The 9,581-nt window shown below is 40.5% G+C and carries 8 protein-coding genes and 1 riboswitch; of the genes, 2 read left to right on the top strand and 6 right to left on the bottom strand.

Going from position 1 to position 9,581, the window contains the following annotated elements:
• The first annotated feature begins 6 nt into the window (after positions 1 to 6).
• Complete coding sequence (locus EOK74_RS03545) at positions 7 to 2,418, top strand: zinc-dependent metalloprotease (protein ID WP_133468542.1); 2,412 nt, start codon at positions 7 to 9, stop codon at positions 2,416 to 2,418.
• A 5-nt stretch (positions 2,419 to 2,423) separates the two neighbouring features.
• On the top strand, positions 2,424 to 2,942 hold the full coding sequence (locus tag EOK74_RS03540; RefSeq protein WP_133468541.1) for an NUDIX hydrolase: 519 nt from the start codon (positions 2,424 to 2,426) through the stop codon (positions 2,940 to 2,942).
• Between the two features lie 56 nt (positions 2,943 to 2,998).
• On the opposite strand, the gene EOK74_RS03535 is transcribed toward EOK74_RS03540, so the two are convergent.
• From EOK74_RS03535 to EOK74_RS03510, 6 genes are all read right to left on the bottom strand, one after another.
• Positions 2,999 to 4,429 carry a TonB-dependent receptor gene (locus EOK74_RS03535; RefSeq protein WP_133468592.1) on the bottom strand — a complete coding sequence of 477 codons (1,431 nt, stop codon included), beginning with the start codon at positions 4,427 to 4,429 and terminating at the stop codon, positions 2,999 to 3,001.
• 139 nt (positions 4,430 to 4,568) lie between these two features.
• Positions 4,569 to 5,147: a hypothetical protein gene (locus EOK74_RS03530; RefSeq protein WP_133468540.1), complete on the bottom strand. Its 579-nt coding sequence runs from the start codon at positions 5,145 to 5,147 to the stop codon at positions 4,569 to 4,571.
• Positions 5,140 to 5,718: an RNA polymerase sigma factor gene (locus EOK74_RS03525; protein WP_239023996.1), complete on the bottom strand. Its 579-nt coding sequence runs from the start codon at positions 5,716 to 5,718 to the stop codon at positions 5,140 to 5,142. Before EOK74_RS03525 ends, EOK74_RS03530 begins: the two co-directional genes overlap by 8 nt.
• Positions 5,719 to 5,786: 68 nt before the next feature.
• Positions 5,787 to 6,434 carry an energy transducer TonB gene (locus EOK74_RS03520; RefSeq protein WP_133468539.1) on the bottom strand — a complete coding sequence of 216 codons (648 nt, stop codon included), beginning with the start codon at positions 6,432 to 6,434 and terminating at the stop codon, positions 5,787 to 5,789.
• A 122-nt stretch (positions 6,435 to 6,556) separates the two neighbouring features.
• Positions 6,557 to 8,437: a TonB-dependent receptor plug domain-containing protein gene (locus EOK74_RS03515; protein ID WP_133468538.1), complete on the bottom strand. Its 1,881-nt coding sequence runs from the start codon at positions 8,435 to 8,437 to the stop codon at positions 6,557 to 6,559.
• Positions 8,438 to 8,589: 152 nt separating this feature from the next.
• A riboswitch (cobalamin riboswitch) is annotated at positions 8,590 to 8,749 on the bottom strand.
• Between the two features lie 134 nt (positions 8,750 to 8,883).
• Positions 8,884 to 9,480, bottom strand: coding sequence for a PEP-CTERM sorting domain-containing protein (locus tag EOK74_RS03510; RefSeq protein WP_133468537.1), 597 nt, complete (start codon positions 9,478 to 9,480; stop codon positions 8,884 to 8,886).
• Positions 9,481 to 9,581: the final 101 nt, after the last annotated feature.

Raw genomic sequence — 9,581 nt, 5'->3', positions numbered from 1 at the left:
ATTAATATGCGTATTGTGTCTATTTGTTTACTTTTATTGTCAGTGTCTTTGTACTCATTAGCAGCACACGGATTTGAAGATATAGCCGACTTTACCGGTGAAATGCAGCATCAAGCCGGTTATTTTGATTTTTATTATGATGATAAAACCGACAAAATTTATCTAGAAGTAGACAAGCTTGACAAAGACTTCTTATTTCAAAGTAGTTTGCCTCAAGGAATAGGCTCCAACGATATAGGGCTAGATCGTGGCCAGTTGGGTGAGACTCGGCTAGTTAAATTTGAACGCTACGGCAATAAAGTGTTCTTAAAACAGTTGAACACCGAGTATCGAGCGAGCTCAACTAATAAGGCTGAGAAGGCTAGTATAGATGAAGCCTTTGCAGATTCAGTAATTGCAGGTTTTAAAGTAGTTGCATCATCTAACGACACGGTATTGATTGATTACACGGCGTTTTTGTTATCTGATATTCATCAAATATCTCAACGTTTGTCAGCTAGAAAGCAAGGTAGCTATAAGCCGGATGTTAGCCGTAGTGGAGTTTATTTAAAAAAGAGTAAAGCCTTTCCTAAGAATACTGAGTTAGAGGCCCTTGTTACTTTTGGTGGCAGTAAACCTGGTGAGTATGTTCGACAAGTTACACCAGCTCCTTTAAGTATTTCAGTGCATTTACACCACTCTTTAATTGAATTGCCAGATGACCAATATCAAGCCCGCAGGTTTGTGCCTTTTTCCGGGTTTTGGTCAATGGAGTACCAAGATTACTCAGTGCCAATTGAAAAGAGTATGTCCCAGAAGTTCATTCCTAGGCACAGATTATCTAAACAAAATCCAAGTGCTGATGTAAGTGTGCCTATTGAGCCTATTGTTTATTATCTTGACCCAGGTATTCCAGAGCCTGTGATGAGTGCCTTAAAAGATGGGGCGCTTTGGTGGGATCAAGCTTTTGCCGCAATAGGTTACAAAAATGCTTTTCAAGTGAAAGTCCTACCAGAGGGAGCTGACCCCATGGATGTGCGCTATAACGTCATTCAGTGGGTGCATAGAGCTACTAGAGGCTGGTCTTATGGCTCATCTGTAATTGACCCCCGTACAGGTGAAATCATCAAAGGTCATGTTACTTTAGGTTCATTGCGAGTAAGGCAAGATTACTTAATCGCCATTGGGTTAACTAGCCCCTTTAGTGAAGACGGAAAATCAGATATTGATGCTGATACCAGTAAACAAAAAGCCATGGCACTAGCCCGTATTCGTCAGTTATCAGCCCATGAGGTTGGTCACACTTTAGGAATAGCCCACAACTTTGCCGCAAGTGAATATGGCCGCGCGTCTGTGATGGATTATCCGCACCCCTATGTGACTATTAAAAAAGGAAAAGTGGATTTAGAAGATGCTTATGATGTAAACATAGGTGAATGGGATAAGTACGTTATTGCTTATGGTTACCAACAATTTGCTAACCAGACTGATGAGCGGCAAGGTCTTAAAGCTTTAGTCGCTGGTGCCCGTGATAAAGGCTTTAAATATCAGTCTGATCCAGATGCTCGGCCCTCCCATGCAGCCAGTGCTGATGGACATTTGTGGGATGGGGGAAGTTCATCTATTGATGAGCTTTATAAGTTAACCAAGGTTAGAGAAATTGCTCTTGATAACTTTGGCTTAAGAACCCTTGAATCAGGGAGTACCTTATCTTCACTAGAAGAAACTCTAGCGCCTATATATTTGCTACATCGTTATCAGGTTGACGCGGTAGCAAAACTTATTGGTGGTATCTATTACGAATACGAAACTAAAGGGGATTACACTGAAGCAAAAGGGGTTCAAGTGGTTGAGTCTAATACTCAAAAAGAGGCCATTAAGGCGATGTTAACTACTTTAAGCACTGATTTTTTGAGTATTCCCGAACATATCAGCCAACTTATTACACCTAAAGCATACGGTGACAGGGCTAACAGAGAAAGCTTTAAGGGCCGCACCGGATTAACCTTTGATCCTATTACAGCCGCTGAATCTTCAGCCGCATATAGTCTGGCTCTGTTGCTAAAAGCTGAACGTTTAAATCGAGTTGCAGCACAAAATGAATTTGCAAAAGGTACACCAGATATAAAGCAGTTGTTTACAGTTATCTTTAAACAAACCATAAAAAATGGAACGAATGAGGAACATGTACAACTCAGTAAACGCATTAATTACTTGGTACTTGATCAAACTGTAAAAGCCTTATCTCAAGATAATTTAGCGCCAGAGGTAAGAGGCGCTATAGAGGCAGAATTAACAGGCTTACATAAATGGCTTAAAAATCATAACCGTAACCCAGACAATGCAGTAATGGCCAGACAACTCGAGCATTACTGGCATTTAGGGGAGTGGAAATCACAGTTTAGTGCTAAACCTCTACCCCCAGGCTCTCCTATTTAAAGATTATGAATAATGTGACTGAATCATTATATTGTGTGAAATGTGGTAGCGCTAGCCTAGCTAAGGATGGCGAAAAGTCCTACCGTTGTAGCCATTGTGACTTTACGTATTTTCACAATGTGGCTGCTGCCTCAGGGGCTTTTATTGTCTTTAACAATAAAATACTCTTATTGGAGCGAGCGTTAGACCCTGCTAAAGGTAAGTTGGATATTCCCGGTGGCTTTGTTGATTATGGGGAGTCTAATGAACAAGCTCTATGTCGTGAGTTATTTGAGGAATTACAGCTATCTGTAGCAGATTCTGAGATGTCTTATTTATATTCATTTCCTAACCAGTATTTATATAAAAACGTGGTTTACCATACGGTAGACTGCTTCTTTGAATTGATACTAAACTCGGAGCCAAGGTTGGTATTACAGCAAAGTGAGGTAAGTAACTATTATTGGGTAGACCCGAAAACGCTTAACTTAGATGAGTTAGCTTTTGAATCATGTAAGCAAGCACTTACCAAGTATTTAGAATAATAAAAAAGGAGCACTAGGCTCCTTTTTTATTCAATAGTCTTTTTATAGAGCGGCAATTAGCCCCTATAGCCAAAGAACTTATTTCTGATAATTTCTTCAGCAACACCCTCGGGTAGATTCTCTTGCCAGCCTTCTTGACCACCAGATATTTGTTTTAAAATTTCTCTTGAATAAATATTAAATAGCTCAGAATCACTACATTCGATGCCATGTAAAAAGCCATTCTCTAATAAATGACGATACAAAAAGCGTAAGTGTTCTGGCACTTTTACGTCGGTAAACTCACTCAAATTACCGTCTTCGTCCATTTCTGGGTAAACAAATAAACGAGTATTGTCTGGAAATAACTTACCAAACCCTTCCAAAATTCCACCCTCAACACCACGATAGAAATCTTCATTAAATATTTGTTTGAGATTAACCATTCCAACAACAATACCAATTTGTAGTTTAGTAAATTGCCTGAAGTAAGCTCTGAGTGAAAAGTACCGAGTATAATCCGATATCATTACGTTATAACCAAGAGAGTTAAGTAACTGTATTCTTTGAACTATATCCTTCTCTGGCACTTTTGCGTCATTACCGTGAATATCATTTAACGATATTTCAGCAATGGCTATAGTGTTTTCAGGATTCACACCTGGTAGGTTTGCAAATGATTGCTGGCCTTGCTCAATCATATCAACATTAAGCTTGGTTACTGGTCTAAACGAACCACGAATAGTCATGACGTTTTTCTTATAAAGCATTTCTGCCGGTACGGTAACTGTGCCATCTGGTTTGAACATTACAGCACGTGCTTTCCAACTGCGGATCAGATGAATATTTTGAGCGCGATTATCTGAATCTTCAAAATAAGGGCCCTCGAAATCAATAGCGTCAATTTCTACTCTATTGGGTTTCATTCCATCGGTTAGAGAGTCTATGATTTTTTTGGGATCTTCAAAGTAGTGATAGGCAGCATAAATTAAGTTTACACCAATCACGCCCAAAGCTTGTTGTTGGGCTTCTGCATTATCGTCTAACATTCTAACATGAACTATGATGTTAGAAGGCTGAGCACCTGGGTACATTTGCACTCTAACACCACACCAAGCATGGCACTCATTGTTTCTATTGAAACTTTTCGCCGCAACCGTTGCTGCATAAGCAAAGAAACGAGAAGATTTAGAGCGGATGTCGGCAACCCTGTCGATTACTAAATCAAACTCTTGCTCCATCATGGCTTGAACACGAGCTTTACTTACATATCGTCTATTCTCTTGTACGCCATAAATGGCGTCAGAAAATTTCATATCATAGGCTGACATGGTTTTTGCAATGGTACCGGCTGCAGCACCTGCTAAGAAAAATTGTCTGGCAACTTCTTGCCCTGCACCTATTTCTACTATGGTGCCATATTTCTTTTCGTCCAGATTTAAGCGCAAGGCTTTTTGGCTAGTGCTGCGACTACTAACACTAGCCTTCGATGCTAATTTTTTGTCCATGATATCTCCAGTACGAGGCGTAGATGAAATGTTCATTTCTATTGTAGCCTTTTTTACACCTGTGGATAAATCAAAACTTCGCCTTAAAATAACTTAATTGATTGAATCATATAACTAATTCAGTGGTTACTATTAATATTTAACAACTTAGTGGGGTATAGCTTCTTTGAATTCCTAAAATAATACCACTTTGGTCAAATGCAATTTCAACGACATCCCCTGAGTTGAGCTGCATATCAATTTGCTGAAGGTCGGTTAAGGCCGATATAAGCTCCTCAGATAGTTGCATCACTTCATCATCACAGGTTTTTAGTTGCCAGATATTCTCAGTAACGCTCAACACTGCGCGTTTTTGATGGTGCTGGGCATAAGTTTTCCGTTGATTTAGGTAGTCTTTATAATGCTGGGCATAGCGATTACGAATACCTTCTGAGGACAAGTCCTTGGCATTATTCAATGTGTGAATTTCAACGCTTTGATAGGCTAATTGTGGTTTATTAAATTGCACATTTCGAAACATCATAATACTAATTAATAGTAGGGTACTTGCTGCCACAGCCACATAACTTATTCGGTTAAAAATTGCTGTGGTTGTTTTGTGGCTTGTTTGTTTCTCTAAAAGCTTACGTTTGATAGACACTGGTGCGAGATGTGCTGCTTTACGTTTACTGTAAAGCTTTGCAAGTGCTTCTTCAGACGGTTCGTTATCTTTAGTCATGGTCTGTCTCTGCATATTTTTCAAGTTGTTTGCTAAGGTGCTGTTTGGCGTATCTAAGTCTGCTTTTGACCGTTTCAATTCCGCAATGGGTAATATTCGCGATGTCTTGTAAGCTAAATCCTTCTTGTTGCAAACAGAAGGCTTCTCGCTGTTCAAAAGACAGTGACAATAGTGTCTGCTCAAAAACACCGTGTATATCTGATTGCTCGTGCTTTGTATCTAAGGCCTTCGAGTTATCATGTATTGAATTAATATCTCCAGTCATGGGTTTACCTTGTCTCAATTCATCAATCAGCAGGTTACGAGCTAAGGTAAATAACCAAGCTTTAAATTGCCCTGAATCTCGAAAAAGGTGTTTTTTTTCCATAACCTTCAGCCAGGTTTTTTGACATATATCTTGGGCTAAAATAGGTTCAGAGAGTGTTAGTACAAAATGGTACAAGTCGTCGCCACAGGCTGTATACAGCTTAGTTAACAAGGCTTTGTTGCCAGACTCGGCATAACGGAGCATAACGCTCTCGTTACTATGCCTATCAACTATCAAAGATTTTAAGGTTAACGCAAAGCTCATAGACGCTCCTTAATGTATTGTAAATGGCCGCACCATACAAAGCGGCGGCCAATATTAGATAGGGCTATTTAACTACCTAATTTAAAGTCTAACATAACTACCATACCATCTTGTGGTTGTGGGGTGCCTTGTACTATGTTGGGCTTGTATTTCCACTTTGCCAACGCCCGTCTTGCAGCTTGCTCGAATACTCTTTTGGGTTCGGCATCAACTACTTTAATGTTATTTACTGCTCCTTGAGTATTAATGGAAAAGCTGAGTTTTACCCAACCTTCTTTACCATCCCGGGCAGCCGTTGCTGGGTATTTAGGTTCAACTCTGACAATAGGCCTAGCCACACCGTCATCCATGCCTAAGTTAGGTGATATACCTGTGTTGATAGTGGGGCCTTCAAAAGTACTGACATACAAACTTGGGTTAAGATTTTGTTGTGGTGTTGACTCTATTACTCTAGGGATGGGCTCTGGTTTGGGTTTAACTTTGGGTTTGGGTAGCACTTTCGGTTTGATGAGTAAAGGTTCTTCATCAAAGTTATAGTTTAAGTTAATAGGTGTGCTCTGGGTAGCGGTGGCGCGGGTTATTTCGTCATTGGATATCAGCATATCCATGAGTACAAAGGTGCTAAAGGTGATAGCTGCAGCAATAGTAATAGCGCCAATGAGTTTTTGAATATTAATACTGGGAGCTGAAAGTTGCGGTGTTAAAAGTGTTTGCATTGTGTTTCTCCGTTGGTTTCATAGGAGTAACGCAACAGCAACGGAAAAGGGGTTAAATAGTTTAAAGTTTTTTGACAAGGCTTATAAAAAATCGTTTCTCTATAAGCCTTGTGCAGGTTTATTTAAAATTGATATTGTACGCCAACATAAGGTGCTTGCCCTTTGGTGTTATATTCGGCTAAGTCTTTATAGTCTTCGCCAAACAGGTTTTCAACCCTTGCAAAAACAGTGAGCTTGGGGGTCACTGAATAGCGGGCGCTTAAATCAACTATTTGATAATCATCCATTGGCACTCTAACTGATTGAAATATTGCACTATCGTAAACAGAGTCAGTAAAGTCTTTCACCAAACGTACATTGGCAGATACCGTTAATTTTTCAATTTGGTAATCAAGGCCAACATTAACTAAGTGTTTTGGACGACGAATACGTTGTTCACCAGTGGTGTCTTCTGTGTCGTTATAGGTGTAGTTAGTGTTTAGGTGTAACGATTCACTTAACGCTAAGCTCGCAATTAACTCGACACCTTGAGAGTACACCTCGCCTATTTCTTGTATGTATCCAGAGAAACTAGCTAAATCAAACTCAATACTGTCAGTGATTTTTTGGTCAAAATAAACGGCTTCAAAGTGTGAGCCATTGTGTAAGTTGTATTCAATAGCTACCTCGTAGCCTTTGGTATTCTCTTCTTTTAGGTCACTGTCAGTAGCGGGGGCATAAGCCCAGGCACTGTTGTTATAATCAATTTCAGAAAGGCTTGGTGCACGAAATCCAGTACCATAAGCGCTGCGGAGTTTAAGTTCGTCATTACCAACAGCCCAGATATAGGCACCGCTTAATCTCATACTAGTGTGCTCGCCAAAGTCTTCGTTGTCGTCGTGGCGAACACCTGCTGTAACATAGAGGTTTTCAATGAACTGACCTTGGTATTCTAGGTAGTAACCTTTGCTAATGCGACTAAGGTCAGAAGAACTAATGACTTCTTTTTCCCAGTCTAGGCCGTAAACTACACCGTGATCTTCGTTAAAGACTGTGTTGCCTAGGTATTCAAAGCGCTCCACATTACCCTTAGTAAAGAAAGCTGAAATACCGTCGGTAAAATTCTCACGCTCCACTATGGTCTTTGCATAAGCGAATTCGTGGCCACTGTTATCTGTTTCATAATTAGCCGTTACTCTTAGGTTACTTTGGGTAAATTCATTTTCACAGTCGTTAGTACCTAAAGCAGAAAAGCAGTTGTCATACTCGCCATCTCCAGAGGTGTTTCGCAGAACTACGCCAAACTTTAACTCTTCATTTACCTGCCACCCAAGCCATGAATGTATCGTTGTGTTTTCATAACCATCTTGATCAAGGGTGGTATCATCGATTCGTGAGTTGAACCCATCAGTTTGGTAGTTAGAAGCCGAGAGGTAATAATCTAGGCTTTCAATAGTGCCTCCAACATCTGCTGCTAAATTGGTAGTACCATAACGACCTAGTTCTCCACTAACATTACCGGACAAGTCTTCACTGCCTGCGCCACTTAGGATATTAATGACTCCGCCTGCATCAGCACCGTAGGCTAATCCTTGAGAGCCTCTTAAAATCTCTACCCGCTGAATATTGCTACTTTGTAGGTGGGCGAGTTGTGGGCCAACTTGGGTACCTGTTGGGTCAGATATATCTACACCATCAACGCGAACTAGGGTGCGGTAACCTTCTTCACCTCGAATACGTAATGCTGACGTTGTACCTTCGCCCCCTGTGTTGGTGACGCCTATTGACGCTTGCACTTTTAACACATCGGCAAGGTTGCTGTAGCCACGTAGTTCAATGTCTTCTTTGGTGACGACAGATACAGACGTGGCAATTTCTCTAAGTGGCATAGCAATACGACTAGACACCACAACCATTTTTTCTATGTCTTGTTCTTCGTTATTCTGCTGTATATTTTCTTGTGCAAATAATGGGCTGGCAATTAGGGCTGCGCTGACCGATAACGCGAGTGATGTAAGTTTCATAAAATCCTCAATCTTATCTTTAAAAAACGATTGAGAGGGGTGGGTAAAGAATTGCGTGGTTTGTGATGTATAACAAACGCCATGTTTAGGTAATCAAACAAGGTCACCTAAGAATATGTGCATTCTAATGAAGCCCGCCGCTCCATACGTAAAAATAGCTATTTACTTAGGCCGGTGTCGGGCTTTAATGCGAATTTGCATATTACCGTTGCGGGGGCAGCAGTGGAATTTCACCACACTTCCCGTTTACCCTATCCAGTTTATTTGTCAATAAGTAAATAAGCGATAGGCACCTAGAATAGTGGCGTGCAAGATACGTTTAGTTAAGGATATTGTCAACGGGGTTTACACCATTGATATATAAAAAAACACCTGTCGAATGACAGGTGTTTAATAAGCTTTTTTAAACTAGCCAAGCCAAGCCAATGAGATGACTAAACTGGTTCTTATTTTTTAAGTCTACGCAATGCTAGGCCCATCAAAGCTAAGCCTAAAATAGCGGGGGTAGAAGGTGCGGGTACTTCCTCTGCTCCAACTACTGCCCAAGTACCAATCAATCCAGCACCTCCTATATCGTCAATGCTGTCTGCTGGGGCGTAAACGTTTCCGCTTTGTGCACCGTTAAGGGCACTAACATACATAGCTGACGTAACAGCCCAGTTTCCTTGCCCACTAAAGGCGAGTTCTCCTGCGGTAAATGTCATTGAAGGGTCATCAGTAAATGTCCAAATATTTAAGCCGGTATCAGCAAGGTGGCTATAAATCAAGGGGATGCCATTACTTGTATTGTTTGCACTGCTAAGATTGCCGGATGTTAAATATGTACCACCTAATACTTCAAACGACGAGTCAAAAAAATCAGTTAGTAAAAATCCTGTAAAGTCACTGCCACTGACAGTTGCAAGTGAGGTACCTGATGTAGCACTAATGGTAATAGAGTTTTCAACACTAAGGTCAACTTGTAAAACGAGTACTGCATTGGCAAAACTACTAATTGATAACGCTATACCTGCACCTGCCATTTTTAACATTCTTACGTTCATATTGAATTCCTAGGTTTAAATTAGTTGGTACTAAATTATTATTACACTCCATATAAAGCGATTTTCGAGCCAAGGTTGTTTATTTGTTTTATTTCAATTGG

It is taken from the genome of Paraglaciecola marina (genome assembly GCF_004360155.1).
Classification (GTDB): Bacteria; Pseudomonadota; Gammaproteobacteria; order Enterobacterales; family Alteromonadaceae; genus Paraglaciecola; species Paraglaciecola marina.
The sequence above is the reverse complement of the archived record's forward strand: the minus strand, read 5'-3'. Positions and strand labels throughout refer to the sequence as shown.

What these genes read in the sequence shown, in the direction of transcription:
- EOK74_RS03545 (WP_133468542.1), top strand. Translation starts at nt 7, where the DNA reads ATGCGTATTGTGTCTATTTGTTTACTTTTATTGTCAGTGTCTTTGTAC.
- EOK74_RS03540 (WP_133468541.1), top strand. Translation starts at nt 2,424, where the DNA reads ATGAATAATGTGACTGAATCATTATATTGTGTGAAATGTGGTAGCGCT.
- EOK74_RS03535 (WP_133468592.1), bottom strand. Translation starts at nt 4,429, where the DNA reads ATGGACAAAAAATTAGCATCGAAGGCTAGTGTTAGTAGTCGCAGCACT.
- EOK74_RS03530 (WP_133468540.1), bottom strand. Translation starts at nt 5,147, where the DNA reads ATGACTAAAGATAACGAACCGTCTGAAGAAGCACTTGCAAAGCTTTAC.
- EOK74_RS03525 (WP_239023996.1), bottom strand. Translation starts at nt 5,718, where the DNA reads ATGAGCTTTGCGTTAACCTTAAAATCTTTGATAGTTGATAGGCATAGT.
- EOK74_RS03520 (WP_133468539.1), bottom strand. Translation starts at nt 6,434, where the DNA reads ATGCAAACACTTTTAACACCGCAACTTTCAGCTCCCAGTATTAATATT.
- EOK74_RS03515 (WP_133468538.1), bottom strand. Translation starts at nt 8,437, where the DNA reads ATGAAACTTACATCACTCGCGTTATCGGTCAGCGCAGCCCTAATTGCC.
- EOK74_RS03510 (WP_133468537.1), bottom strand. Translation starts at nt 9,480, where the DNA reads ATGAACGTAAGAATGTTAAAAATGGCAGGTGCAGGTATAGCGTTATCA.